Origin of the sequence: Pseudomonas sp. MRSN 12121, from assembly GCF_000931465.1 — a bacterium.
Classification (GTDB): domain Bacteria; phylum Pseudomonadota; class Gammaproteobacteria; order Pseudomonadales; family Pseudomonadaceae; genus Aquipseudomonas.
The window spans coordinates 6,112,773-6,136,873 of sequence record NZ_CP010892.1 but is presented as its reverse complement, the minus strand read 5'-3'; the positions used below and the strand labels follow the sequence as shown (position 1 = coordinate 6,136,873).

Below are 24,101 nucleotides of genomic sequence, written 5' to 3'. Positions count from 1 at the left end.
CTCCTCATAACCAGCGTTCCTCACAAACGGATGGACAGGCCATCGGCCAGGGATTGTCGATAGGCGCGCCAGGCCGGCACGCTGCCCATCAGCAGGGCGGCGATCAGGATACCGCCGAGCAGCGTCCACTCATACTCGCTCGGCCAGGACAGCGGCAAATACAGGCCATAGGTCGACTGCACATACCCCTGGGCCAGCGCGATGCCCAGGTACAGCAGGCCGAGACCGGCGAGCACACCAAATAGCGCCAGGGCGAAGGCTTCCAGCACCAGCAGCGTGGCGATATGCCAGGGGCGCGCGCCGACCGAGCGCAGGATCGCCATTTCCCGGCGCCGCTCGTTGAGGCTGGTGAGGATCGCCGTGAGCATGCCGATCAGGCCGGTCAGCACCACGAACAGCGACACCACGAACAGCGCCTTTTCCGCGGTGCCCATCAGGCTCCACAGTTCTTGCAAGGCCACGCCGGGGAGGATCGCCAGCATCGGCTCGCCCCGGTATTCGTTGATCTCGCGCTGCATGGCGAAGGTGGCGATCTTGCTGTTCAGGCCAAGCATGAAAGCGGTGATCGCCTGCGGCGTGAGGTCCATGTTGCGTGCCTGGTCGGCGCTGATGCGGCCGTTGCCCTGGGCCGGCACGCCGTTGTGCCAGTCGATATGGATCGCCTCCATGCCGCCCAGGCTGATGTGCAGCGTGCGGTCCACCGGGGTGCCGGTGCGCTTGAGAATGCCGACCACGGTAAAGGGCTTGTCGTCATGCTTGACCAGGCTGATGGCCGCCACACCGTGGGCCAGCACCAGCTTGTCGCCCAGCTTGTAGTGCAGGGCCTCGGCGACTTCGGCGCCCAGCACCACTTCGAACGGATCGTTGGCGAATGCGCGACCGCTGGCCAGTTGCAGGTTTTGCTGATGGCCGTACTGGTAGTGCTCGAAGTAGGCCCCGGTAGTGCCCATCACCCGGTAGCCGCGATGGGAGTCGCCGAGGGAAATTGGGATCGCCCATTTCACCTTCGGGCTGGCCGCGAAGTGTTCGAAGCTGTCCCAGCGGATGTTGTTGGTGGCGTTGCCGATGCGGAACACCGAGTACAGCAGCAGGTTCACCGAACCCGAGCGGGCGCCGACAATCAGGTCGGTGCCGCTGATGGTGCTGGCGAAGCTGGCCCGGGCCTCGGTGCGCACCCGTTCGACCGCCAGCAGCAGGCAGACCGACAGGGCGATGGCGAAAGCCGTGAGGATCGCGGTGAAACGACGGTTGGCCAGGCTGGCCATGGCTAGACGGAACAGATACATCTCAGGTCTCCGCGGGCGTGGCGGCGCGATTGAGCTCGGCCAGCGACAGGTTGCGATCGAACAGCGGCGCCAGGCTCTGGTCGTGGCTGACGAACAGCAGGCTGGCCCCGGCCTCGCGGCATTCGGCGAACAGCAGGCGGATGAAGGCTTCGCGGGCGTCGTAGTCCAGCGCCGAGGTCGGTTCGTCAGCAATCACCAGCTCCGGCTGGCCGATCAGCGCGCGGGCGGCGGCGACCCGTTGTTGCTGGCCGATGGACAGCGAGTCGGCGCGGCGCCCGAGCAGGGCGGGATCTTTCAAGCCCAGGTGGGCGAGCAGGGTAGCGGCGGCCTGGTCGACGCTGCCGTGGCGCTGGGCGGCGCGGCTGGCGCGCAGCCTGGAGAAGTGGCAGGGCAACTCGACGTTCTCGCGCACCGAGAGAAAGGGCAGCAGGTTGAACTGCTGGAAGATGTAGCCGGTGTGGTCGACCCGGAAGCGGTCGCGGGCGCCGGCCGACAGCTCGCCGAGTTCCTGGCCCAGCAGGCGGATGCTGCCGCGGTCGGATTTCTGCACGCCGCCGAGCAGGCCGAGCAGGGTGGTCTTGCCGCTACCGCTGGGGCCCTTGAGGAACAGCGTTTCACCGGCTTCCAGGCGGAACGCCGGGATATCCAGCAACTGCGGATGGCCGGGCCAGCCGAAGCCCAGGTCGGACAGTTCGATAAGTGCTTGGGTCATGGGGTTGGCGTCATGAGTGGGTACTTATTGTAGGAGCGAAACTTGCTCGCGGTGGCGGTTGGCCGGCGTGCACGATCTGTTGGTCGTTACATCGCTATCGCGGGCAACCCTCGCTCCTACAGGAGGGTGGTGGGTCAGAATTTCAGGGCGGCGGCCTTGGCGGTCGCTTCCAGGCCTTGCTGGCCGCTTGGCGAAATGAGTTGTACCTGAATTTTCTGGGTCGCGGGGAAGGTCTTGAACAGGCCGGCCAGATCCAGGCTCTTCAACGCGCCCGGCGTGGCGCAGGTGAACTGGTAATGCGCGTGGATCTCGCTGTGTTCATGGTGATGCTCGTGGCCGCCGGCCGCCTTGTCCGTTGCGTCGTGGTCTTCGTCTTCATCGTGATCCGCAGCTTCCGGCTGGTCGCCGAACAGCGGGCTTTCCAGTTCCTGTTGCGCCACCACGCAACCGGCGGCGGGCGGCAGGCTGAACAGCGCCAGCGGCTTGTCCAGCAGGGCGCGGACGGCGGCGACCTTGGCCTTGTCGGCGTCGGTGCTGGCGGCGTGTTCGAAACCCACCAGGTTCATCGCCGGGCTTTCCAGTTCCAGCTCCAGGGTCCGGCCATCCAGCGCCGCATTCAGGCGTGCCACGCCGTGTTCGTGGGCGCCGAGGCTGCCGTGCTCATGGTCGTGATCGTGTTTTTCGGCCGCATGAGCGATGGCCAGGGGCAGCAGGGCGAACGGCAAGGCGAGAAGCAGGCGGCGCATGGCGAGTCTCCGAGAGCGAACATGAAACAAATGTTATGTAATCTTATAACGCAAGTGGCGAGAGTGTGACCGGCCGCTTGGCGTTGCGCAAGACGCGTGGGAGCATGCTCGTCAGATAATTTCGGGAGCAGGGCAATGGTGCGGATTCGTGGAAGCATCGGCGAGTGGCCGGTGGATTTGACCCTGGAGCTGGACGAGGGCGATTGGGAGCAACTGAGCGCCCGGCTGGGGGCGCAGTTGCCGACGACCGCAACGCAAAACGCCGCGCCCGCGGCCAAGCCGGCGAGCCAGGACGATGCGCTGTGGCAGATCGCCCGGGACCTGCTGCGCAAGGCCGGGCAGTTGAGCGGGCCGGATCTGCTGGAACAATTGGAAGGCCTGACCGGCAGCGCCGCGGCGGGCAAGCGCCTGCTGGTGCGTTTGCGCCACAGCGCCCAGGTCAAGGTGGTGAGCGGCGGCGATACGCCGCTCTACAGCTGGATCGAGTGATCGATCAATACAAGGCGGCGAACAGCTTGCGGCGGTAAGTGGTCACTAGCGGGTGATCGTTGCCCAGCAGCTCGAACACTTGCAGCAGGGTCTTGTGCGGCAGGCCTTCGTTGTAGCCGCGGTTGCGGATGAACAGCTTGAGCAACGCATCCAGCGCCGCGTCGTACTGCTGGCGCGCCAGTTGCTGGATCGCCAGTTGATACACCGCTTCGTCGTCCTGTGGGTTCTGCGCCAGGCGGCTCTTCAGGTCGGCAGGATCGGGCAGGTCGGCGGCCTGCCTGAGGAAGGTGATCTGGGCCTTGGCGCCGGCCAGCGCGGCCTTGTGCTCGTCGCTCTTGACCGCGTCGAGCACGGCCTGGGCCTCGCCCAGTTCACCGCGTTCGGCCAGGCAGCGGGCGTAGAGGATCAGCGCCTTGGCGTGGGTGTTGTCTTCGCCCAGCAGCACTTTCAAGGTGGCTTCGGCGTCGGCGATGCGGCCTTCGGCGAACAGCGCCTCGGCCAGTTCCATGGGGTCGTCGGCCTTGGGCGGCGGCATCTGCACATGGGGTTCGAGCATGGCGCGTACCGCGGACTCCGGCTGCGCCCCGGCAAAGCCGTCCACCGGCTGGCCGTCCTTGAACAGCACCACGGTCGGCAGGCTGCGAATGCCGAAGCGGGCGACGATGTCCTGTTCGATATCGCAGTTGACCTTGGCCAGCAGCAACTCGCCCTGATAGCTCTCGGCGATCTGTTGCAGCATCGGCATCAGCGCCTTGCAGGGCGCGCACCATTCGGCCCAGAAATCCACCAGTACCGGCTTGTGGAACGAGTTCTCGATCACCGACTGGTCGAAGTCGGCGGTGCTGGCGTCGAAAATGTACGGCGTGTCCTGACTCATGGGGGATCTCGAAGAAACGTGAATGGCGCCACTATAAGGTCTGGCGGGGTATGGCTGAAAGCGCGGGAGTGGCCGGTGGATCGCGATGGGATCGCATCAATCGCGCTGCGCGTGGTAGAGGCTCACCTCGCGAAACTCCCAGGGTTCGGCCAGATCCGGCAGGGTCAGGGCGTGGAGCATGTCCAGGCGTCGATACAGCGGATGCCGGAAGTCCTTGACCCGGGAGTCCGCCACCAGCGCCTGGCGCCCGCGGCTGAGGAATTCGTCCAGCAGTGGCAGGTTGGCGCGGTCGTAGAGCACGTCGGCCACCAGGATCAGGTCGAAGCGGTCCGCTTCGGCGAAAAAGTCCGTGGAGTAGTTCAACGCCACGTCGTTGAGCGCGGCATTCGCCCGGCAGGCGGCGATGGCCAGCGGGTCGAGGTCACAGGCCACCACTTCCAGCGCGCCGGCCTTCATGGCGGCGATGCCGGCCACGCCGGAGCCGGCGCCGAAGTCCAGCACGCGCTTGCCCTGCACCCATTGCGGTCGTTCGGCCAGGTAGCGGGCCAGGGCCAGGCCGCTGGCCCAGCAGAAACTCCAGTACGGCGGTTCGTGGAGGATCCGCCGGGTTTCCTCGGGGGTGAAGGCGCGGTCCATGTTGTCGGCGTCGATCAGCCACAGTTTCAGCGTGGTGTCCGGCAATTCGCAGGCCACCAGGCGAGCATCCCCCAGCAGTTCGCCCAGGGCCTGCTGCAGGTCGAGCGGTGGCGTCATGGCGCTTTGACGAATTGCAACTGGCCCACGGCCTGGGTGGTGGGTTGCGCGATACGTTGCGCCGGTAGGTGCAGGATCAACTGGCCGGACTGGCTGGCGCGGCCGCGCAATTCGACGCGGGCGCCCACGGGGAAGACATCGGGATTGAAGCGCAGGCGGAACGGCAGGACCTTGTTGTTGCCGATCAGGTTGCTGCTGGCCAGCAGCCGTTGCGGGCGCCCGCGTTCGTCGATCACCAGCAGCGCCAGTTCCACTTCGGCGCCCGCCGGCACGCCTTGCAGCGTACCGCTCAGTTCCCGCTGATAGGCCGGCAGGGGGCCGAGGTCGGCGGCTTCCTGGGCTTTTTTCACGCTCTGCGCCGGTGCCACGGTGGTCTGGGCAGGTTTCGGGGCGTCGCTGCTGCAAGCGACCAGCAGGCTGAAAAGGCTGAGCAGAACGAGCGGTCGTAGCGGCATGCGAAGCTCCAACAAGACGAAATTCCATGTGCGAAACATAATAGTCGGTCTGTATACCGTAAAGGCTATGGCTTGTCTTGCCAGTGGGATGCGCTACCATGGCCCTCCCTTTTTTTGTTGCCTGCCACCATGCACTGTCCCTTCTGCGGTGCCAACGACACCAAGGTCATCGACTCGCGTCTGGTCGCCGAAGGCGAACAGGTGCGCCGCCGGCGTGAATGCCTGGCTTGTGGTGAGCGTTTCACCACCTTCGAAACCGCCGAGCTGGTGTTGCCGCGCCTGATCAAGACTGACGGCAGCCGTCAGCCCTTCGACGAAGAAAAACTCCGCGCTGGCATGCAGCGCGCCCTGGAAAAACGCCCGGTCAGCGTCGAGCGCCTGGAAGCCGCGCTGGTGCATATCAAGCACAAGCTGCGGGCCACCGGCGAGCGCGAGGTCAAGTCGCTGGTCGTTGGCGAGCTGGTGATGGCCGAGCTGCAAAAGCTCGATGAAGTGGCCTATATCCGCTTCGCCTCGGTCTACCGGCGCTTCCAGGATCTCAACGAATTCCGCGAAGAGATCGACCGTCTCGCCCGCGAGCCCGGCAAAGAATGAACGTCGGCGGCGAACAGGCGGTACTCGACGCTCACTATATGGCGCGCGCCCTGGAGCTTGCCGCCAGGGGGCGTTTCAGTACTCATCCCAATCCCCGCGTCGGTTGCGTGATCGTGCGTGACGGCCAGGTGGTCGGCGAAGGCTGGCATGTGCGGGCTGGCGAGCCCCATGCCGAAGTCCACGCCCTGCGCGCCGCCGGCGACAACGCCCGGGGCGCCACCGCCTACGTGACCCTCGAACCCTGCAGCCACCATGGCCGTACCCCGCCGTGCGCCGATGCCTTGGTGAGCGCCGGCGTGGCGCGGGTCGTGGCGGCGATGCAGGACCCCAATCCGGAAGTCGCCGGCCGTGGCTTGCAGCGCCTGGCCCAGGCGGGCATCGCCACCCACAGCGGAGTGATGGAGCAGGAAGCCCGGGCGCTCAACCAGGGCTTCCTCAAGCGCATGGAACACGGCTTGCCGTTCGTGCGGGTCAAGCTGGCGATGAGCCTGGACGGACGCACCGCCATGGCCAGCGGCGAAAGCCAGTGGATCACCGGCCCCGCCGCGCGCTCCGCGGTCCAGCGCCTGCGGGCCCAGGCCAGCGTGGTGCTGACCGGCGCCGACACGGTGCTGGCGGACAACGCCCGGCTGACGGTGCGGGCCGAGGAACTGGGGCTGGACCAGGAGCAGACGGCCCTGGCCATGAGCCGTCCACCTTTGCGCGTGCTGATCGACGGCCGCCTGCGGGTGCCGCTCGACGCGCCGTTCTTCCAGGCCGGGCCGGCGCTGGTCGCCACCTGCGCGGCGGTGGAAGAGCAATACGCCAACGGCCCGGAATGCCTGATCGTGCCGGGCGCCGACGGCCAGGTGGACCTGCGTCGGTTGCTGGCCGAGCTGGCCGCCCGCGGGGTCAACGAGGTGCTGGTGGAAGCCGGCCCGCGCCTGGCGGGGGCGTTTGCCCAGCAAGGCCTGGTGGACGAGTACCAGATCTTTGTCGCCGGCAAGTTCCTCGGCTCATCGGCACGGCCGTTGCTCGACTGGCCGCTGGCGCGGATGAGCGAGGCGCCGCGGCTGAAAATCATCGAAATGCGCGCCGTAGGCGATGACTGGCGAGTCATTGCCATTCCTCTGCCAGCAGCGAGCGTATAATTCCGCGCTTGCGCAACGCGCGGCTCTGTTCTCGAGGAGGACTCCATGTTTACAGGCATCATCGAATCCATCGGCAGCATCCGTGCATTGACCCCCAAGGGCGGCGACGTGCGGGTGCATGTGGAAACCGGCAAGCTCGACCTGAGCGACGTCAAGCTGGGCGATAGCATCGCGGTCAACGGCGTGTGCCTGACGGCGGTTGAGCTGCCCGGCGATGGTTTTGCCGCGGACGTCAGTCGTGAAACCCTCGACTGCACCGCCATGAACGACCTGAAAAGCGGCAGCCCGGTCAACCTGGAAAAGGCCCTGACCCCGACCACCCGCCTGGGCGGACACCTGGTCAGCGGTCACGTCGACGGTGTCGGCGAAGTGGTTTCGCGCAGCGACAACGCCCGCGCCGTGGAATTTCGCATCCGCGCGCCGAAGGAGCTGGCCAAGTACATCGCCCATAAAGGCTCGATCACCGTCGATGGCACCAGCCTCACGGTGAACGCGGTCGACGGCGCCGAGTTCCTGCTGACGATCATTCCCCACACCCTCAGCGAAACCATCATGGCTTCGTACAAGCCGGGGCGTCGGGTGAACCTCGAGGTCGACCTGCTGGCGCGTTACCTGGAGCGCCTGCTGTTGGGCGACAAGGCCGCGGAGCCTTCGAGCGGTGGCATTACCGAAAGTTTTCTGGCCGCTAACGGCTACCTCAAATCCTGAACCTCAAATTTTGAAAGAAGGGGGGTGCCGAGTGGCGCTCAACAGCATCGAAGAACTGGTTGAAGACATCCGCCAAGGCAAGATGGTCATCCTCATGGATGACGAAGACCGCGAGAACGAAGGCGACCTGATCATGGCCGCCGAGTGCTGCAAGGCCGAGCACATCAACTTCATGGCCAAGCACGCGCGTGGCCTGATCTGCATGCCGATGAGCCGCGAGCGTTGCGAGCTGCTCAAGCTGCCCCTGATGGCGCCGCGCAACGGTTCCGGGTTCGGCACCAAGTTCACCGTGTCCATCGAGGCCACCACCGGCGTGACCACCGGCATCTCCGCCGCCGACCGCGCCCGCACGGTGCAGGCCGCTGCCGCCAAGGACGCCAAGGCCGAAGACATCGTCAGCCCGGGCCACATCTTCCCGCTGATGGCCCAGCCGGGCGGCACCCTGGCCCGCGCCGGCCACACCGAGGCCGCCTGCGACCTGGCGCGCATGGCCGGTTTCGAGCCGAGCGGAGTGATCTGCGAAGTGATGAACGACGATGGCACCATGTCCCGCCGTGCCGAGCTGGAAACCTTCGCCGCCGAACACAACATCAAGATCGGCACCATCGCCGACCTGATCCACTACCGGATGATCCACGAACGTACCGTTCAGCGGATTGCCGAGCAGCCGCTGGACAGCGAACTGGGCCAGTTCAACCTGGTGACCTATCGTGATTCGGTGGAAGGCGACGTGCATATGGCACTGACCCTGGGCAACATCTGCGCCGAAGAACCGACCCTGGTTCGCGTGCACAACATGGACCCGCTGCGCGACCTGCTGATGGTCAAGCAGCCTGGCCGCTGGAGCCTGCGGGCTGCCATGGCCACGGTGGCCGAGGCCGGCAGCGGCGTGGTGCTGTTGCTGGGTCACCCGCTGGATGGCGACGTGCTGCTGGCGCACATCCGCGAAACGGCCGAGCACGCGCCGGCGAAGAAACCGACCACCTACAGCATCGTCGGGGCCGGCTCGCAGATCCTGCGCGACCTGGGCGTGCGCAAGATGCGCCTGATGAGTGCGCCGATGAAGTTTAATGCGATATCCGGTTTCGACCTGGAAGTTGTAGAATACGTGCCCTCCGAATAAAAGCCGGCTGCCTGCGGCTTGAAATTCGCGGTTCAAATATCACCAGTGAGCGCGTAGTGAACGCGCTCCGGCTCTTTAAGAGATTTGTCGAATGACCCTGAAGACCATCGAAGGTACCTTCATCGCCCCCAAAGGCCGCTATGCCCTGGTGGTCGGCCGTTTCAACAGCTTCGTCGTCGAAAGCCTGGTCAGCGGCGCCGTTGACGCCCTGGTTCGCCATGGCGTGAGCGAAAGCGACATCACCATCATCCGTGCTCCGGGCGCCTTCGAGATTCCGCTGGTCGCGCAGAAAGTCGCGCAGAAGGGCGAGTTCGCGGCGATCATCGCCCTGGGCGCGGTCATTCGTGGCGGTACTCCGCACTTCGAATACGTGGCAGGCGAGTGCACCAAGGGCCTGGCCCAGGTGTCCATGGAGTTCGGCGTACCGGTCGCCTTCGGCGTACTGACTGTCGACTCGATCGAGCAAGCCATCGAGCGTTCCGGCACCAAGGCCGGCAACAAAGGGGCCGAAGCTGCCTTGTCCGCCCTGGAAATGGTCAGCCTGCTGGCGCAGTTGGAGGCCAAGTGATTAGCGACGATAGCGATCGTTTCAACCCGCGCGATCCGAAACCTGCGGACGCTGGCAAGCCATCCAAGAGCGCCAAGCGTCGCGAAGCTCGTCAGCTCGCGACCCAGGCGCTGTACCAATGGCACATGGCCAAGCACTCGCTGAACGAGATCGAAGCGCAGTTCCGGGTCGACAACGATTTCACCGACATCGACGGTGCCTACTTCCGTGAGATCCTGCACGGCGTACCGGCCAACAAGAAAGAGATCGACAGCGCTCTCGCCCCTTGCCTGGACCTCACCATCGAAGAGCTGGACCCGGTAGAACTGGCCGTGCTGCGCCTGTCCACCTGGGAACTGCTCAAGCGCGTCGACGTGCCGTACCGCGTGGTGATCAACGAAGGTATCGAGCTGGCCAAGGTCTTCGGCTCCACCGATGGCCACAAGTTCGTCAACGGTGTACTCGACAAGCTGGCCCCGCGCCTGCGCGAAGCTGAAGTGAAGGCGTTCAAGCGCTGATCCGCGCTTGCCGCAGTGTCCTGTCTCGCCGGTACGTTCCTTTTTGGGGGGAGTGCCTGTTGATGCCAGACAAGGCGCCGCGACCAGTCATAGCCCGCTATGGCGAGGAGCGGCAACGCAGTCTGGCGACAACGGACGCCGCCAAAAGAAGAACAGTAGTGGTGAAACAGGATACCCAATGGGCGAGTTTGAGCTGATCCGTGACTTCTTCGCTGCCGCGCCTTGTGCGCAGGGGGGCGAGGGCGTTGCCCTGGGGGTCGGCGACGACTGTGCCTTGCTGGCTGTTCCGCCTGGCGAGCACCTGGCGATTTCCACCGACACCCTGGTGGCCGGTGTGCACTTCGTCGACCCTTGCGACCCTTTCCTGCTCGGCCAGCGCTCGCTGGCGGTGGCGGTCAGCGACCTGGCGGCCATGGGCGCCACGCCTGTGGCATTCACCCTGGCCCTGACCCTGCCGACGGTCGAGCCCGCCTGGCTGCAAGCCTATGCCAACGGCCTGAATGCCATGGCGCAACGCTGCGGCGTGCGCCTGGTCGGTGGCGATACCACGCGCGGTCCGCTGACCCTGACCCTGACCGTCTTCGGCCGGGTGCCTGCTGGCCAGGCGCTGACCCGCAGCGGCGCCCGGCCGGGCGACCTGCTGTGTGTCGGTGGCGAGCTGGGCAATGCCGCCGGGGCCTTGCCCCTGGTGCTCGGACAGCGCAGCGCCAGCGCACAGATCGCCGATCCCTTGCTGGCCCATTACTGGTCGCCGCAACCGCAGCTGGGCCTGGGCCAGGCGCTGCGCGGCAAGGCCAGCGCGGCCCTGGACATCTCCGATGGCCTGCTGGCCGATTGCGGGCACATTGCTGCCGCTTCGGCTGTCGGCTTGCTGATCGAAAGCGAAAAACTGCCGATGTCCCGGGCCTTGCTGAGCTTTCTCGGGGAGAATGATGCCCGCTCGGCGGCGCTCAGCGGCGGTGACGACTACGTCCTCGCGTTTACGCTGCCCGAGGCCGAGCTGGCGCCGTTGCTGGCCGCCGGCTGGCCGGTGCATGTGCTGGGCCGGGTCGTGGCCGGGCAGGGCGTGGTGCTGCTGGATGCCCAGGGGCAGGACATCACCCCGGGCACCCGGGGTTATCAACATTTTCGGGAGACACCGTGACAGATCATCCCAAACAGGTTCCGGCAGAGTTCGTGCCGCCTTCCGTCTGGCGTAATCCCTGGCACTTCCTGGCCTTCGGCTTCGGTTCCGGCACCCTGCCCAAGGCGCCGGGCACCTGGGGTTCGCTGGTCGCGCTACCCTTTATCCCGCTGTGGCAGATGTTGCCGGACTGGGGCTACTGGCTGATGCTCGGCATCACCATGCTGTTCGGCTTCTGGCTGTGCGGCAAGGTGGCCGACGACCTGCGGGTGCATGACCACGAAGGCATCGTGTGGGACGAAATGGTCGGCATGTGGATCACCCTGTGGCTGGTGCCGGAAGGCTGGCAGTGGCTGCTGGCGGGGTTCCTGATGTTCCGTTTCTTCGACATTCTCAAGCCCTGGCCGATTCGCTGGGTCGACCGGCATGTGCACGGCGGCATCGGGATCATGCTCGACGACGTGCTGGCCGGTGTCTTCGCCTGGTTGGCGATGCAGGGGCTGGTGTGGTGCTTTACCTGAGGAATTAGCCATGCGGGTGGGTCGTGTTCTGCTGGTGATGCTCTGTGTCTTGGCCGGTAGCCTGGCCCGGGCCGCTGAAACGGCGGCGCTGCCCGGGGAAATCCGGGTGGCCAGCGAAGAATGGGACCGCTACACACAGGCCGATGGCCAAGGCATGGCCTGGGACATCCTGCGCGAGGTCTTCGAGACCCAGGGGGTGAAGCTCGACAGGCTCAGCGTGCCCTACACCCGTTCGGTCGGGCTGGTGCAACGCCGCGAAGTCGATGCCCTGGTCGGTTCCTACCTGGACGAGGCCAGCGGTGCGCTGTATCCGCGCTGGAATTACGACACCGATCATCTCTACAGCCTCGGGCTGGCGTCGAACCCGCCGCCGACCCTGGCCACGCTCGGCAGCTATCGCCTGGTCTGGGTGCGGGGTTATCGCTATCAGGACTACCTGCCCGGTATCCGGCGCTTCAACGAGATCCGCCGACGGATCGGCATCCTGCCGATGCTCCAGCAGGGGCGTGCCGACTTTTATATCGATTCCCTGATCGAGGTCGATTACGTGCTGTCCCAGGCCGAGGACCGCTCGCTGTTCCGTCGCACTCACCTGGCCGAACTGCCGCTGTTCCTGGGATTTGCCGACAACGAGCGGGGGCGTGCGCTGTGCGCACTGTTCGATCGGCGGATGGACGAACTGGTGAAAAGCGGCGGTTTGCGGCCGATTTTCCAACGCTGGCACCAGCCTTATCCGTTCGATGTTCCGACACCTCCCGCGCGGCGCTGATCTAACTTCTCGATCTTTATGTCCGATAATTCAGCCTAAGCGTCTGTCGGAAGCTGCTGTTACAATGCCGCCTCTGCGAATCTACAGTCCCATACAGATCAGGAGCACAACGGTGCCCGTCGTTTTTGTCGCCGCTTCCAAGCTGCCCACTCCTTTTGCGCAATTCACCATGCACGGTTTTCTCGATGAAGCCACTGGCCGCGAACATGTCGTGCTCAGCCTGGGTGAGATTGCCGATGGCGCTCCGGTGCTCGGCCGGTTGCACTCCGAATGCCTGACCGGCGATGCCCTGTTCAGCCAGCGCTGCGACTGCGGTTCGCAACTGGAAGCCGCGCTGCAGGCGATCGCCCGCGAAGGCCGCGGCGTCCTGCTGTACCTGCGCCAGGAAGGCCGCGGTATTGGCTTGCTGAACAAGATCCGCGCCTACGAACTGCAGGACGGCGGCGCCGACACCGTCGAGGCCAACGAGCGCCTGGGCTTCGCCGCCGACCAGCGTGACTATGCCATGTGCCTGCCGATGCTCGAGCACCTGGGGGTGAAATCCCTGCGCCTGATGACCAACAACCCGCGCAAGGTCAAGGCCCTGACCGACATGGGCATCGTCGTCGCCGAGCGCGTGCCGCTGCACACCGGGCATAACCCGCACAACAAGCTTTACCTCGCCACCAAGGCCAGCAAGCTCGACCACATGATGGGCAACGAGCACCAGGGCGAGGTCGACCGGGCGTGACGCGCGGTCAGGTGCGGCGGCGTCTGGCCGTCAGTTGGTGGCAATACCTGGCGCTGGCGCTGCTGCCGCTGTTCGTGATCAACCTGGTGTTTGGCCAGGGCGAGCCGCTGCTGCCGATCCTGGCGATGCCGTTTTTTATCGCCGGAGTGGCCTCGATGTTTGTCAGCCTGCGTTTCTTCGGCGGCTACAAGCGGGCGTTGATCGCCACCCATAAAGCCCTCGATACCCCGTTGGAACCCGCGGCCTGGATCAAACTGGCGGCGCGCCGGCGCGCGGCATTCCTGGCGGCGGCGCTGCCGGCCTGGATCGGCGCGCTGGCAGTATTCGTCGGCCTGGAAGCGGTGCCGCTGGTGCTGCTGGCGCTGTCCACCGCGGTGCTGTTCTACCTCTACCGCATTCCGCGCCAGCTCGGTTGATGCGGCGCTGGCTGGCAGTCCTGCTGCTGGCCCTCGCTGGCCCGGTGCTGGCCGTCGAGCGGGTGGTCAGCCTGGCGCCCTCGCTGTCGGAAATCGTCGTCGAGCTGGACTCCGCCGACCTGCTGGTCGGCCTGCTCGACGCCGGCGAACGTCCCCCATCCCTGCGTCACCTGCCGTCCGTGGGCCGTTATGGCCAGCTGGACATGGAGCGCTTGCTCAGCCTGCGGCCGGACCTGCTCCTGCTCTGGCCCGGCAGCGTCGGCCCGGCTCAGCGTGAGCAACTGGCCCGCCTGGGGATCCCGACCCTGGTCGCCGAGCCGCATGACCTCGACCAGCTGGCCACCCAGATCGAAACCATCGCCGCCCGGCTAGGGCGTCCACAGCGCGGCCAGGCGCTTGCCGACGAGCTGCGCCAACGCCTGGCCAGCCTGCGCCAGCGCTACGCGCGTAGTGAACCGCTGAAGGTGTTCTATCAGGTCTGGGACCAGCCGCTGTACACCGTGGGCGGCGGGCAGATCATCAGCGACGCGTTGAATGTGTGCGGCGCGCGCAACGTATTTGCCGACCTGGCGCCGCCAGCGCCCCAGGTCAGCGTCGAGGCGGTGCTGCAACGCAACCCAGAAGTGATCCTGGCCAGCACCCAGGCCCAGCTGGATGCCTGGAAGGTCTGGCCCCAGCTGAGCGCCGTAGCCCAGGGCCGGCTGCTACTGATCAACGATAAAGGCCTGGAACGGCCGAGCGGGCAGATGATGGCGGCGACGGCGAAGCTCTGCGAGCTGCTGCAGCCCTGAGCCGGGCCGGCGAGACGGATTGTGGACTCCGTAGGAGCGAGGCTTGCCCGCGATAGCGCCCGCCCTTGCACCGCATGACTAAAACTCCGGCGTCCAGGTGACGCCGAACACCCAGGCCCGGCCTTCTTCCCGATACCCGTATTGCGCGCCGTCATGGCTGTACAGCACCCGGCTGTAGGACTTGTCGAGCAGATTGTCGAGCTTCAGTTCGAGGCGCACTTGGTGATTCAGCGCCCAACTGCCGCGCAGGCCCAGCAGGGCATACCCACCCAGGCGCTGCTGGTTGGTCGGGTCGTCATAACTGCTGCTCACCGCCTGCCAAGTGGCGCCGAGGCCCAGGCGGTCGAACTGCCGGTCCAGGTCCAGGCTCAGGGTGCGGCGGGCACGCCGGGCCAGGGTATGGCCGGTGTCGCGATCGCGCGGGTCGATGATCGCCAGCCCCAGGTTGCTCTGCCAGCCGAACAGCTCCTGTTTCAGGGTGCTTTCGATACCGTTGATGCGCGCCGAGCTGACGTTTTGCGGGCCGTTGCTGGCGAACACGATGGCGTCCTTGAGGTCGGTGCGGTACAGCGAGGTTTCCAGCCGGCTGCTGTCGCTGAGCTGGCTGCGCCACTGGAGTTCGTAGCTTTTTGAGGTTTCGGGCTTCAGGTCCGGGTTGCTGTTGATGAAGCCGTTTTCGTTCGGGTAGTAGAGGTCGTTGAACGTGGGCGCGCGGAACCCCTCGCTGTAAGTCAGCAACAGATCGTTGTCCGGGTTCAGCGGCAGGGTGAAGGTGCCGCTCCAGCTGTTTTGCCCGCCGAACTGCTGGTTCTGGTCGCGGCGCAGGCCCAGTTCGGTGGCGAAGCGCTCGGCCTGGAAGCGGTGCTGGATAAAGGCCGCGCGGTTCCAGCGGCTGTCCTCGGCGAAGGCGGTGCTGCTGTTGACCCGGTCCTGGTACCAGTCGCCGCCGAGAATCAGGCTGTTGCGTTCGTCCAGGGCCAGGTCGTTCTGCCAGTTGAGCGAGTCGCGGTAGGTATTGAACAGCGAACGCTGGTCGCTGAGCTTGTCGAAGGTCTTCTCGCGGTTCTCGCTGTGGCCCAGTTCCAGGCGTGATTTCCAGGCGTCGTTGAGGCGGCCGTCGAGATAGCTGCTGAAACTGCTGACCGCGAACTCACTGTAGGGCTGCTGCGGCAGGCTCTGGAAGGTGTTGCTGTCGAAGCGCCCGAAGGGGTTGTCGAATTCGCTCTTGCCACGGTTATCCAGCAGGTTCAGGCCCGCTTCCCAGTCGTCGTTGAAGGCGTGGCTCAGGCTCAGGCTGAGGGACTGGTTGCGGTAGGCGTCGTTGTCGCGGTCGCTGGCATAGGATTCATGGGTCCTGTTGCCGCCCGCGGTTTCGTCGAGGCTGGCGCCCAGGTTGAAACGGGTCTGCCGGTCGCCGCCGGAGAGGCCGAGGCTGCGTTCCCAGCTTCGCTGGCTGCCCGTTCCCAGGTGCAGGCGGGCCTGCAGTCCCTGTTCCGCGCCGCGGCGCGTGAAAATCTGGATCACCCCGCCAATCGCGTCGCTGCCGTAGATCACCGAGCGTGAACCGCGCAGCACTTCCACCCGCTCGATCTGCTCGATGTTCAGGTGCTGCAGGTTGCTGTCGCCGGAGGTGGAGGAGCCGATGCGCTGGCCGTCCACCAGCACCAGGGTCTGCGCTGACGAGGTTCCACGAATGTAGATGCCCGGCAGGCTGCCGCGCCCGCCGCTCTGCGCGACCTGCACGCCGGGCACCCGCTGCAGCAGGTCGGTGATGCTGGAGGGTTGCAGGCGCTCGATGTCGTCGCGAGTGAACACGGTGTTGGCGGCGCTGCTGTCGTTGCGGGCCTCCACCTGGCGGTTGGCGCTGATCAGCACGTCCGGCAGCTTGAGGGCCTGCTCACGCTCGAGGGTGTCGGCCAGCAGATGGCCCCTGGACAGCAGGGCAAGGGGCAGCAGGGCAAGGGGCAGCAGGGCAAGGGACAGGAGGAGACGGGAAGCGGTCATCGACAATCCGTTGCGCATAGGGCGGGCGAAAGATAACGGCCAGCGCGGATGCGGCGATCGACCGGCAACCGGTCGCAGCGATCCTGGGATCGCTGGGTCCTTCGGACCTATCGCCGCCGCGGCTGCGGGTTACCGGCCGAGCAGTTGCAGGCGCGCCTGTACGGCGGCTTCGATGCCGGCTTCGTCCAGGCCGCATTCGGCGAGCATCTGCGCCGGCTTGGCGTGCTCGACGTAGAGGTCCGGCAAGCCCAGGTGCAGGATCGGCTTGAGGATGGCTTCGCGCGCCAGGAATTCGCTGACCGCGCCACCGGCGCCGCCCATGATGGCGTTCTCTTCGATGGTCACCAGCAGCTCGTGGCTGGCGGCGATCTCGCGTACCAGGGCTTCATCCAGCGGCTTGACGAAGCGCATGTCGACCACGGTGGCATCCAGCTTGTCGGCGACTTTCAGCGCCTCGGCCAGTTGCACGCCGAACACCAGCAGGGCGACCTTGCTGCCCTGGCGGCGGACTACACCCTTGCCGATCTCGATCGGTTCCAGGTCTTTCTCGATTGGTGCATTCGGGCCGCTGCCGCGCGGGTAGCGCACGGCGGCGGGGCCGTTGTAGCGATGGCCGGTGCTGAGCATCTTGCGCAGTTCGTTCTCGTCGCTCGGGGTCATCACCAGCATGCCGGGGATGCAGCGCAGGAACGACAGGTCGAAGCTGCCGGCGTGGGTCGGGCCGTCTTCGCCCACCAGGCCGGCGCGGTCGATGGCGAACAGCACGTCGAGGTTCTGCACCGCCACATCGTGAACCAGCTGGTCGTAGCCGCGTTGCAGGAAGGTCGAGTAGATCGCCACTACCGGCTTGGCGCCTTCGCAGGCCATGCCGGCCGCGAGGGTCACCGCGTGTTGTTCGGCAATCGCCACGTCGAAGTAGCGCAGCGGGAAGCGTTCGCTGAAGGCCACCAGGTCCGAGCCTTCCTTCATCGCCGGGGTGATGCCCACCAGGCGCGGATCGGCGGCGGCCATGTCGCACAGCCACTCGCCGAACACCGCGGAATACTTCGGCCCGCCGGCTTTTTTCGGCGCGGCGGCGGGAGCGTCCAGGGGTTCGAGCTTGGTGATGGCGTGGTAGCCGATCGGGTCGACTTCCGCCGGGGCGAAACCCTTGCCCTTCTTGGTCACCACGTGTAGGAACTGCGGGCCCTTGAGGTCGCGCATGTTGCGCAGGGTGGCGATCAGGGTCGGCAGGTCGTGGCCGTCGATGGGGCCGATGTAGTTCCAGCCCAGTTCTTCGAACAGGGTGCCGGGAACCAGCATGCCCTTGGCGTATTCCTCGGTGCGGCGGGCGATTTCCCAGGCCCCGGGCAGGCGCGACAGGACCTTCTTGCTGCCCTCGCGCATGCTGGCGTAGGTGCGGCTGGAAAGGATCTTGGCCAGGTAGTTGGACAAGCCGCCGACGTTGCGCGAGATCGACATGTCGTTGTCGTTGAGGATCACCAGCATGTTGGCGTCCACTTCCGGCGCGTGGTTCAGGGCCTCGAAGGCCATGCCCGCGGTCAGGGCGCCGTCGCCGATCACCGCGATGGCCTTGCGCTCGCTGTTCTGCAGGCGCGCGGCAATGGCCATGCCCAGCGCGGCGCTGATCGAGGTGCTGGAGTGGCCGACGCCGAAGGTGTCGTACTCGCTCTCGGAGCGCCGCGGGAAGGCGGCCAGGCCGTCCTTCTGGCGCAGGGTAGCCATGCGCTCGCGACGACCGGTGAGGATCTTGTGCGGATAAGCCTGATGACCCACGTCCCAGACCAGACGGTCGTCCGGCGTGTCGAAGACGTAATGCAGCGCGATAGTCAGCTCGATGACGCCCAGGCCGGCACCGAAATGCCCGCCGGTCTGGCCGACGGTATAGAGCAGTTCCTGGCGCAACTCATCGGCCAGGGTTTCCAGCTCGGCTTCGCCTAAGCGGCGCAGGCCATCCGGCGTGCCGGCCCGGTCGAGCAGGGGCGTGGTCGGGCGCTTGCGGGGAATCTCATGGAACGTCGTGGGCATCAGGCGAATCGTTATAGGTATAGAAAGAGGCGGCAGTTTACCTGATGCATCGCAAGCTGCCCACGCAGTGCGCGGAACTTGGCCGATGCGCGGTCTGCCGCGCCGGGTCGATCAATGGCGGCGTTCGACGATATACCGCGCCAGCTCCCGCAGCGGCTCGGCGCCCGCGTCAAAGGGTCGCAGGGCATGCAGGGCCTGGTCGCGCAGCTCCAGGGCGTAGGCCTTGGCCGCTTCCAGGCCGAGCAGGGCCGGGTAGGTCGGCTTGTCGCGGGCGATGTCGGCGCCCTGGCGCTTGCCCAGGGTCGCGGTATCGCTTTCCACGTCGAGAATGTCGTCCTGCACCTGGAATGCCAGGCCAATGGCCTGGGCATAGGCCTGCAAGGACTTGAGTTCGTCTTTCTCGGCCCGGCCGCTGGCCAGGGCGCCGAGCCGGACGCTGGCTTCGATCAGCGCGCCGGTCTTGTGCCGGTGCATGTATTCCAGGGCTTTCTGGTCCAGCTTGAGGCCGACCGAACCGAGGTCGATGGCCTGGCCACCGACCATGCCGGCGGGGCCGGCGGCCAGCGCCAGGGTGCTGACCATCTGCAGGCGGATCTCGGCGCTCGAATCGCTCAGGCGCGGGTCGAGCAGGGCGCTGAAAGCCAGGCTCTGCAGGCCGTCGCCGGCGAGGATCGCGCAGGCTTCGTCGAAGGCCTTGTGGGTGGTCGGCTGGCCGCGACGCAGGTCGTCGTCGTCCATCGCCGGCAAATCGTCGTGCACCAGGGAATAGGCGTGGATCAGCTCCACCGCGCAGGCCGCGCCGTTGGCTTGTTCCGGGCGAGCGCCAAGGGCTTCGCAGGCGGCGTAGGCCAACAGCGGACGGACGCGCTTGCCGCCGTTCATCACGCTGTAGCGCATGGCTTGATAAAGGCGCTCCAGCTCGGGGCCCGGCGCCTTGAACAGGGTTTCCAGCGCAGCATTGACCCGGGCCTGACTGCTGGCCTGATAGGCCGCGATCATTCTGGCTGTTCCGCGTCGAAGGGCGCTTCGGCCAGTTCGCCATCGCGCTCCAGCAGGATCTGCACCTTCTGCTCGGCCTGGGCCAGGGCCGCCTGGCAATCGCGGGTCAGGCCGATGCCTTGCTCGAAGGCGGTCAACGAGTCTTCCAGCGACAGCTCGCCGTTCTCCAGACGCTCGACCAGCGTTTGCAGGTCGGCGAGGGATTGTTCGAAATCTAAGGCAGCTTTTTTGCGGGCCATGGCGGCTATCCCGGTTGACGTTAAACCGGCGCGACACTAGCAGACATGGGGTTTCGGGGCAAATGAGCAGGGGACTCGCAGAACTTTTCAGAGGACTGTGAGGATTGGCCTTTGGTATGAGTTTTCAGTAGTGGCATTTTGGTGTTAATGCGGCTTAGGATGAGGGCGCCATTTTTCTACTTCAGGGAGAAGTAAATGAGTAATAAATCGTTCCGTGTCACCTTCACCCGCGGCGACAGTTCTTCCGTTATTACCAGCACGGTACAGGCTTCGAGTGCTAGCCAGGCCAAGGAAAAGATCAAGGAAAGAGAGCGTGGTAAAGCAAAAATCATCTCGGCAGTAGAGCAATAGGAATCCGAATCGGATCAGGCGGGGCGGATGATGTCCGTTCCGCATTTTTTGGCAATTTCAAAGATGTGTTCCAGAGTGCTGACGGAGCTGATTATGGAAGATGAAGAACAGCGGGAAGAGCGTTCGATCTATTACGACCTGGGTGACGCTTATAACGAAGTGAAAGGTGCCAGTGGGGCGAAGGAAACTGCGATCACCGGGGCTGCGCTAGCGGGTAAGGCGCTATTTAACACATCGATTTGGGCTGGGAAGCTAGGAATCGAGGTCATCAAGAATCTTCCCGAAGCCATGGAAAAGCAGCGAGAGCGAATGGAGGCCGAGAAGGCTAAGAAATAACGGTTCTCAGGACCCCCTGTGACTCTGCTCCAAAAAACCTTCTATCTGCGACACGATCCAACCGGTTTCTGTTAACCGCTGCAAGTGTTGTGCATTTGATCACTTGCCCTGGTTTGTGTCGCTCCTTCCTTTAATTGCTCCTTGAGCAAAGTTTGCCTTTTCTCAAAGTAGATTGATTCTGCTATCTCCCTGTCGCCATTTCTTGCTTTGAGACAAGGAAAGTTGCCGGCACTTGCCTTGCAATGGCCCATCGTTGATTGCAAGGGAGAAGCGGCAATGAGTGTTTTGCGAAGTGTATTGAGGGTCTGTGTGCTGGTGGGCAGTTGTGCGGGCAGCCTGGCGCTGGCTGGCGGCGCCGAAGGGTTGCAGCGGGTGCAGGTGGAGTTGCTCGCCCCGCCCCAGGTTCATCCCCACGAGCAGGTCGCCAGCGGGCCGCCCAAGGTGGTGCAGTTCCGCATGACTGTCGAAGAGAAAAAGCGGGTCATCGACGACCAGGGCACCACGTTGCAGGCCATGACCTTCAACGGTTCCATGCCTGGCCCCACCCTGGTGGTGCACGAGGGTGACTATATAGAGCTGGCGCTGGTCAACCCGGCGACCAACAGCATGCCCCACAACATCGACTTTCACGCCGCCACCGGCGCCCTGGGCGGGGCGGGCCTGACCCAGGTCATGCCGGGGCAGGAAGTGGTGTTGCGCTTCAAGGCCGACCGCAGCGGCACCTTCGTCTATCACTGCGCGCCGCCAGGCATGGTGCCGTGGCATGTGGTGTCGGGCATGAGCGGCGCGCTGATGGTGCTGCCTCGCGATGGCCTGCACGATCCCCAGGGCAAGCCCCTGCGTTACGACCGCGTGTACACCATTGGCGAGTTCGATCTGTATATCCCCAAGGACAAGGACGGCCATTACAAGGACTACCCGACCCTGGCGTCCAGCTATGAGGACACCCGGGCGGTCATGCGTACCCTGACGCCCAGCCATGTGGTGTTCAACGGCCGGGTCGGCGCCCTGACCGGCGCCAACGCCTTGACCGCCAAGGTCGGCGAAAGCGTGCTGTTCATCCATTCCCAGGCCAACCGCGACAGTCGTCCGCACCTGATCGGCGGTCATGGGGATTGGGTCTGGACCACCGGCAAGTTCGCCAACCCGCCGCAGCGCAACATGGAAACCTGGTTCATCCCCGGCGGCTCCGCGGTCGCGGCGCTGTATACCTTCAAGCAGCCGGGCACCTACGTGTACCTCAGCCACAACCTGATCGAGGCCATGGAGCTGGGCGCCCTGGCCCAGGTCAAGGTGGAAGGGCAGTGGGATGACGACCTGATGACCCAGGTGAAAGCGCCGGGACCAATTACCCAAGGCGGAAAGTAGGCCGTCGACGGCGGGGATATTGCTCAAGTCTTGAACATTTCGGGAAAGTACGTAATATCCCCTCCATGCTCATCGACCAAATCAAAGCGCTGGCCAGCGACATCCGCATGCAGATGCTCGAATGGCTGAAAGACCCGGAAGGCAACTTTCCGCCCCAGGGCCATGGTGCGCCGAAAGAAATCGGCATCTGCATGACCCATTTGCAGCACAAGGCCGCGCTGTCGGCGTCCAGCACCTCGAGCCATCTGGCGATCCTGCAGCAGGCCGGTCTGGTCGAGGCCACGCGCATCGGTAAATGGACCTACTTTCGCCGTAACGAAAGTGCCCTGGCGGCCTTTGCCGAGCAGTTGAAGCGCGAGCTCTGAGTTTTTTTATCCAGACATTTCGTGAATTTACGAAATGAAAAGCAACCCCAGGAGGATCTGTCCATGAAAGCAATCTACGTACAAGCCGGTGGTGGCTACGACAAGGTAGTGCTCGGCGAGGCTCCAGCCGCGGCGCCGCAGGCCGGTGAAATTACCGTGCGCCTGCGCGCCAGTTCCCTCAACTATCACGACTTCGCGGTGGTCAGCGGCATGTGGGGGCCGAGCGAGTCGCGCATTCCGATGGCCGACGGCGCGGGTGAAGTGATCGCGGTAGGCGCCGGGGTCAGCGAGTTCGCCGTCGGCGATTCAGTGGTCAGCACGTTCTTCCCCGATTGGCTGGACGGCGAACCCAATGTCGAAGGCTTTGCCACGGTGCCGGGCGATGGCGTGGATGGCTACGCCCGCGAAGTCGTCACCGTCCGCGCCACTTCCTTTACCCGCGCGCCCAAGGGCTGGACCCACGCCGAAGCCGCGACCCTGACCACCGCCGGCCTAACCGCCTGGCGCGCGCTGGTGGACGATGGCCGGGTGACCGCGGGCGATACCGTGCTGGTGCAAGGCACCGGCGGGGTTTCGATCTTCGCCCTGCAATTCGCCAAGATGCTGGGCGCCACGGTGATCGCCACCTCGTCCAGCGACGCCAAGCTGGAGCGGCTCAAGGCCCTCGGCGCCGATCACCTGATCAACTATCGCCAGGACCCGGCCTGGGGCGAGACCGTGCAGAAGCTGACCGCCGGTCGTGGCGTCGACCATGTGATCGAAGTGGGTGGTCCGTCCACCCTGGAGCAGTCGATGATCGCCGCCCGGGTCGGCGGCCATGTCTCGGTGATCGGCATTCTCACCGGCGTGGCCGGCGAGTTCCCGATCGTCACCGCGCTGGTCAAGCAATTGCGCCTGCAAGGTGTGCTGGTGGGCAGCCGTCGGCAGCAGCAGGATATGGTCCGCGCCATCGACGCCAACGGCATGCATCCGGTCCTGGACAAGCACTTTGCCCTGGACGCGATCACCGATGCGTTCCGCTACCAGGAAAGCAACCAGCACTTTGGCAAGATCGTCCTCGATATCTGATCCTGCCTGGCCGGCCGCCGCGCTTCACTCGCTCTGATCCGTGGTGGCCAGCACTTCGTTGATCTTCCAGCAGCCCTTGTCCTTGACCAGCAGCAGGTCGACGATCTGCGTGGTGTCCGGCGTATTGCCCAGGGTCACCGATTCGCGTGCCGAGGTGCCTTGCACCTGCGGCTCGCTGACCTTGATCCGGGTCAGCCACTCATCCATGTAGTCCTGGGTCTTGAGGAAATAGTCTTCCTCAAGCCCTTCGGGGCTGCTCATCTGTTTCTTGATCCGGCCGATCAGCGCTTCGGTGACGTATTGCTGCAGGTGTGGCAGGTCGTCGGTGATCGGGTCTTTTTCGTTGCTGAAACTTTCCAGGTACCAGTTGTAGAAGGCTTCCGCCACCGGCTTGGGCGAACTGGTGCAGTCGGCGAGGGCCAGGGGTTGATGGAGCGCCGTGGCGAGCAGCAGCAGGGGGAACAGCTTTCTCATGGAGACGTCCTTAAGGCAATGGAGATGGCAAGACGCTGAGCAGTTGAGACAGCAGGTAATGGCTGGCTGCTCGATTTCAACACGCGAGGGCTGGAATCGCCATCGGCCTGTTCATGGCAGACGCCTTCGAAACCGGCGACGCCGGCTACATCGCCAAGGCCCTGGGCGTGGTGGCCCGCGCCAAGGGCATGACCGAACTGGCCCATGAAACCGGCCTGTCTCGCGAGCAGCTGTACCGCTCGTTCAGCGAAAAGGGCAACCCGACCCTCAAGACCCTGCTGGCGGTGATGCGCGCCCTGGGCCTGGACATGACGGCGCGGGTGCATGGGGCGTCTTGATGAGGGGGCTGCCCACATCAATCCCTGCGAAGGTTTTACTTCAGGCTTGCAGCGGGCCGATCAATATTCGCCCCTTTTATGCCAACCGCGGGGAGATGTTGCGCCTGGTGGAGGCTGCTGATCGCCTGCAGGTGCTGCGGCTGATGCTCTGCCAGCCGGTCAACCCGTTGACCGGGCTGAGCGCCACCGACCTGCTGGCCCTTGCAGATGCTCAGCCATTGAGTGCCGGGCGCCGGCCATGAG

At 65.0% G+C, this 24,101-nt stretch carries 31 protein-coding genes; 20 read left to right on the top strand and 11 right to left on the bottom strand.

Annotation, left to right across the window (positions count from 1 at the left end; genetic code table 11):
• Window positions 1-20: 20 nt before the first annotated feature.
• The 3 genes from TO66_RS27935 to TO66_RS27925 form a co-directional block, all read right to left on the bottom strand.
• Window positions 21-1,286: an ABC transporter permease gene (locus TO66_RS27935; RefSeq protein ID WP_044465306.1), complete on the bottom strand. Its 1,266-nt coding sequence runs from the start codon at window positions 1,284-1,286 to the stop codon at window positions 21-23.
• A gap of 1 nt (window position 1,287) precedes the next feature.
• A complete protein-coding gene (locus tag TO66_RS27930; RefSeq protein WP_044465305.1) occupies window positions 1,288-1,998 on the bottom strand; it encodes an ABC transporter ATP-binding protein in 711 nt (236 codons plus the stop codon).
• Between the two features lie 134 nt (window positions 1,999-2,132).
• A complete protein-coding gene (locus tag TO66_RS27925; protein ID WP_044465304.1) occupies window positions 2,133-2,744 on the bottom strand; it encodes a DUF2796 domain-containing protein in 612 nt (203 codons plus the stop codon).
• Window positions 2,745-2,879: 135 nt separating this feature from the next.
• Here TO66_RS27925 and TO66_RS27920 point away from each other — a divergent pair, with 135 nt between their 5' ends.
• Window positions 2,880-3,233 carry a hypothetical protein gene (locus TO66_RS27920; protein WP_044465303.1) on the top strand — a complete coding sequence of 118 codons (354 nt, stop codon included), beginning with the start codon at window positions 2,880-2,882 and terminating at the stop codon, window positions 3,231-3,233.
• 4 nt (window positions 3,234-3,237) lie between these two features.
• Here TO66_RS27920 and trxA read toward each other — a convergent pair whose 3' ends face one another.
• The 3 genes from trxA to TO66_RS27905 form a co-directional block, all read right to left on the bottom strand.
• Window positions 3,238-4,110 (bottom strand): thioredoxin, encoded by an 873-nt coding sequence (trxA, locus tag TO66_RS27915; RefSeq protein ID WP_044465302.1) that lies wholly within the window; start codon window positions 4,108-4,110, stop codon window positions 3,238-3,240.
• Between the two features lie 96 nt (window positions 4,111-4,206).
• Complete coding sequence (locus TO66_RS27910) at window positions 4,207-4,863, bottom strand: methyltransferase (protein WP_044465301.1); 657 nt, start codon at window positions 4,861-4,863, stop codon at window positions 4,207-4,209.
• The gene (locus TO66_RS27905; RefSeq protein ID WP_044465300.1) at window positions 4,860-5,318 is read right to left on the bottom strand and encodes a lipoprotein; all 459 of its coding nucleotides are present in this window, start codon (window positions 5,316-5,318) and stop codon (window positions 4,860-4,862) included. The genes TO66_RS27910 and TO66_RS27905 overlap by 4 nt, the downstream gene beginning before the upstream one ends.
• 129 nt (window positions 5,319-5,447) lie before the next feature.
• Here TO66_RS27905 and nrdR point away from each other — a divergent pair, with 129 nt between their 5' ends.
• From nrdR to TO66_RS27845, 12 genes are all read left to right on the top strand, one after another.
• Complete coding sequence (gene nrdR, locus TO66_RS27900; RefSeq protein WP_007924133.1) at window positions 5,448-5,912, top strand: transcriptional regulator NrdR; 465 nt, start codon at window positions 5,448-5,450, stop codon at window positions 5,910-5,912.
• Entirely contained in the window at window positions 5,909-7,042 is a 1,134-nt protein-coding gene (gene ribD, locus TO66_RS27895; protein WP_044465299.1) for a bifunctional diaminohydroxyphosphoribosylaminopyrimidine deaminase/5-amino-6-(5-phosphoribosylamino)uracil reductase RibD, read from the top strand. The genes nrdR and ribD overlap by 4 nt, the downstream gene beginning before the upstream one ends.
• Before the next feature lie 45 nt (window positions 7,043-7,087).
• A complete protein-coding gene (locus TO66_RS27890; RefSeq protein ID WP_044465298.1) occupies window positions 7,088-7,750 on the top strand; it encodes a riboflavin synthase in 663 nt (220 codons plus the stop codon).
• A gap of 31 nt (window positions 7,751-7,781) precedes the next feature.
• A complete protein-coding gene (gene ribBA / locus TO66_RS27885) occupies window positions 7,782-8,873 on the top strand; it encodes a bifunctional 3,4-dihydroxy-2-butanone-4-phosphate synthase/GTP cyclohydrolase II (RefSeq protein ID WP_044465297.1) in 1,092 nt (363 codons plus the stop codon).
• A gap of 91 nt (window positions 8,874-8,964) precedes the next feature.
• Window positions 8,965-9,441 carry a 6,7-dimethyl-8-ribityllumazine synthase gene (ribE, locus tag TO66_RS27880; RefSeq protein WP_003228649.1) on the top strand — a complete coding sequence of 159 codons (477 nt, stop codon included), beginning with the start codon at window positions 8,965-8,967 and terminating at the stop codon, window positions 9,439-9,441.
• Window positions 9,438-9,938, top strand: coding sequence for a transcription antitermination factor NusB (nusB, locus tag TO66_RS27875; protein ID WP_044465296.1), 501 nt, complete (start codon window positions 9,438-9,440; stop codon window positions 9,936-9,938). The genes ribE and nusB overlap by 4 nt, the downstream gene beginning before the upstream one ends.
• A gap of 178 nt (window positions 9,939-10,116) precedes the next feature.
• Complete coding sequence (gene thiL / locus TO66_RS27870; RefSeq protein ID WP_044465295.1) at window positions 10,117-11,082, top strand: thiamine-phosphate kinase; 966 nt, start codon at window positions 10,117-10,119, stop codon at window positions 11,080-11,082.
• Window positions 11,079-11,582: a phosphatidylglycerophosphatase A gene (locus TO66_RS27865; protein ID WP_044465294.1), complete on the top strand. Its 504-nt coding sequence runs from the start codon at window positions 11,079-11,081 to the stop codon at window positions 11,580-11,582. Before thiL ends, TO66_RS27865 begins: the two co-directional genes overlap by 4 nt.
• A 10-nt stretch (window positions 11,583-11,592) precedes the next feature.
• Entirely contained in the window at window positions 11,593-12,351 is a 759-nt protein-coding gene (locus tag TO66_RS27860; RefSeq protein WP_044465293.1) for an ABC transporter substrate-binding protein, read from the top strand.
• Between the two features lie 112 nt (window positions 12,352-12,463).
• The gene (ribA, locus tag TO66_RS27855; protein ID WP_044465292.1) at window positions 12,464-13,081 is read left to right on the top strand and encodes a GTP cyclohydrolase II; all 618 of its coding nucleotides are present in this window, start codon (window positions 12,464-12,466) and stop codon (window positions 13,079-13,081) included.
• Window positions 13,078-13,497, top strand: coding sequence for a hypothetical protein (locus TO66_RS27850; protein ID WP_044465291.1), 420 nt, complete (start codon window positions 13,078-13,080; stop codon window positions 13,495-13,497). The genes ribA and TO66_RS27850 overlap by 4 nt, the downstream gene beginning before the upstream one ends.
• A complete protein-coding gene (locus TO66_RS27845; protein WP_044465290.1) occupies window positions 13,497-14,288 on the top strand; it encodes a cobalamin-binding protein in 792 nt (263 codons plus the stop codon). The genes TO66_RS27850 and TO66_RS27845 overlap by 1 nt, the downstream gene beginning before the upstream one ends.
• Before the next feature lie 78 nt (window positions 14,289-14,366).
• Here the strand turns inward: TO66_RS27845 and TO66_RS27840 are convergent, their stop codons facing one another.
• The 4 genes from TO66_RS27840 to TO66_RS27825 all read right to left on the bottom strand — a co-directional run bounded on the left by TO66_RS27840 (window position 14,367) and on the right by TO66_RS27825 (window position 19,558).
• Window positions 14,367-16,292 (bottom strand): TonB-dependent receptor domain-containing protein, encoded by a 1,926-nt coding sequence (locus tag TO66_RS27840; protein ID WP_044465289.1) that lies wholly within the window; start codon window positions 16,290-16,292, stop codon window positions 14,367-14,369.
• Between the two features lie 129 nt (window positions 16,293-16,421).
• The gene (gene dxs / locus TO66_RS27835; RefSeq protein ID WP_044465288.1) at window positions 16,422-18,320 is read right to left on the bottom strand and encodes a 1-deoxy-D-xylulose-5-phosphate synthase; all 1,899 of its coding nucleotides are present in this window, start codon (window positions 18,318-18,320) and stop codon (window positions 16,422-16,424) included.
• Between the two features lie 111 nt (window positions 18,321-18,431).
• On the bottom strand, window positions 18,432-19,319 hold the full coding sequence (gene ispA, locus TO66_RS27830; RefSeq protein ID WP_044465287.1) for a (2E,6E)-farnesyl diphosphate synthase: 888 nt from the start codon (window positions 19,317-19,319) through the stop codon (window positions 18,432-18,434).
• Window positions 19,316-19,558: an exodeoxyribonuclease VII small subunit gene (locus TO66_RS27825; RefSeq protein WP_044465286.1), complete on the bottom strand. Its 243-nt coding sequence runs from the start codon at window positions 19,556-19,558 to the stop codon at window positions 19,316-19,318. Before TO66_RS27825 ends, ispA begins: the two co-directional genes overlap by 4 nt.
• 195 nt (window positions 19,559-19,753) lie before the next feature.
• Between TO66_RS27825 and TO66_RS33515 the strand changes: the two genes are divergently transcribed.
• The 5 genes from TO66_RS33515 to TO66_RS27805 all read left to right on the top strand — a co-directional run bounded on the left by TO66_RS33515 (window position 19,754) and on the right by TO66_RS27805 (window position 23,046).
• Window positions 19,754-19,909: a hypothetical protein gene (locus TO66_RS33515; RefSeq protein ID WP_155736162.1), complete on the top strand. Its 156-nt coding sequence runs from the start codon at window positions 19,754-19,756 to the stop codon at window positions 19,907-19,909.
• A gap of 93 nt (window positions 19,910-20,002) precedes the next feature.
• On the top strand, window positions 20,003-20,245 hold the full coding sequence (locus tag TO66_RS27820; RefSeq protein ID WP_148558614.1) for a hypothetical protein: 243 nt from the start codon (window positions 20,003-20,005) through the stop codon (window positions 20,243-20,245).
• Between the two features lie 276 nt (window positions 20,246-20,521).
• Window positions 20,522-21,613 carry a copper-containing nitrite reductase gene (gene nirK, locus TO66_RS27815; protein WP_044465284.1) on the top strand — a complete coding sequence of 364 codons (1,092 nt, stop codon included), beginning with the start codon at window positions 20,522-20,524 and terminating at the stop codon, window positions 21,611-21,613.
• Window positions 21,614-21,678: 65 nt separating this feature from the next.
• Window positions 21,679-21,978 (top strand): helix-turn-helix transcriptional regulator, encoded by a 300-nt coding sequence (locus TO66_RS27810; protein WP_044465283.1) that lies wholly within the window; start codon window positions 21,679-21,681, stop codon window positions 21,976-21,978.
• Between the two features lie 57 nt (window positions 21,979-22,035).
• Window positions 22,036-23,046: an NAD(P)-dependent alcohol dehydrogenase gene (locus TO66_RS27805; protein WP_177330451.1), complete on the top strand. Its 1,011-nt coding sequence runs from the start codon at window positions 22,036-22,038 to the stop codon at window positions 23,044-23,046.
• Window positions 23,047-23,070: 24 nt separating this feature from the next.
• Here the strand turns inward: TO66_RS27805 and TO66_RS27800 are convergent, their stop codons facing one another.
• Window positions 23,071-23,520 (bottom strand): DUF3828 domain-containing protein, encoded by a 450-nt coding sequence (locus TO66_RS27800; protein WP_044465281.1) that lies wholly within the window; start codon window positions 23,518-23,520, stop codon window positions 23,071-23,073.
• A gap of 62 nt (window positions 23,521-23,582) precedes the next feature.
• Here TO66_RS27800 and TO66_RS27795 point away from each other — a divergent pair, with 62 nt between their 5' ends.
• Window positions 23,583-23,858 (top strand): addiction module antidote protein, encoded by a 276-nt coding sequence (locus TO66_RS27795; RefSeq protein ID WP_044465280.1) that lies wholly within the window; start codon window positions 23,583-23,585, stop codon window positions 23,856-23,858.
• Window positions 23,859-23,953: 95 nt separating this feature from the next.
• Window positions 23,954-24,100: a hypothetical protein gene (locus TO66_RS33735; protein WP_177330381.1), complete on the top strand. Its 147-nt coding sequence runs from the start codon at window positions 23,954-23,956 to the stop codon at window positions 24,098-24,100.
• Window position 24,101 lies beyond the last annotated feature (1 nt).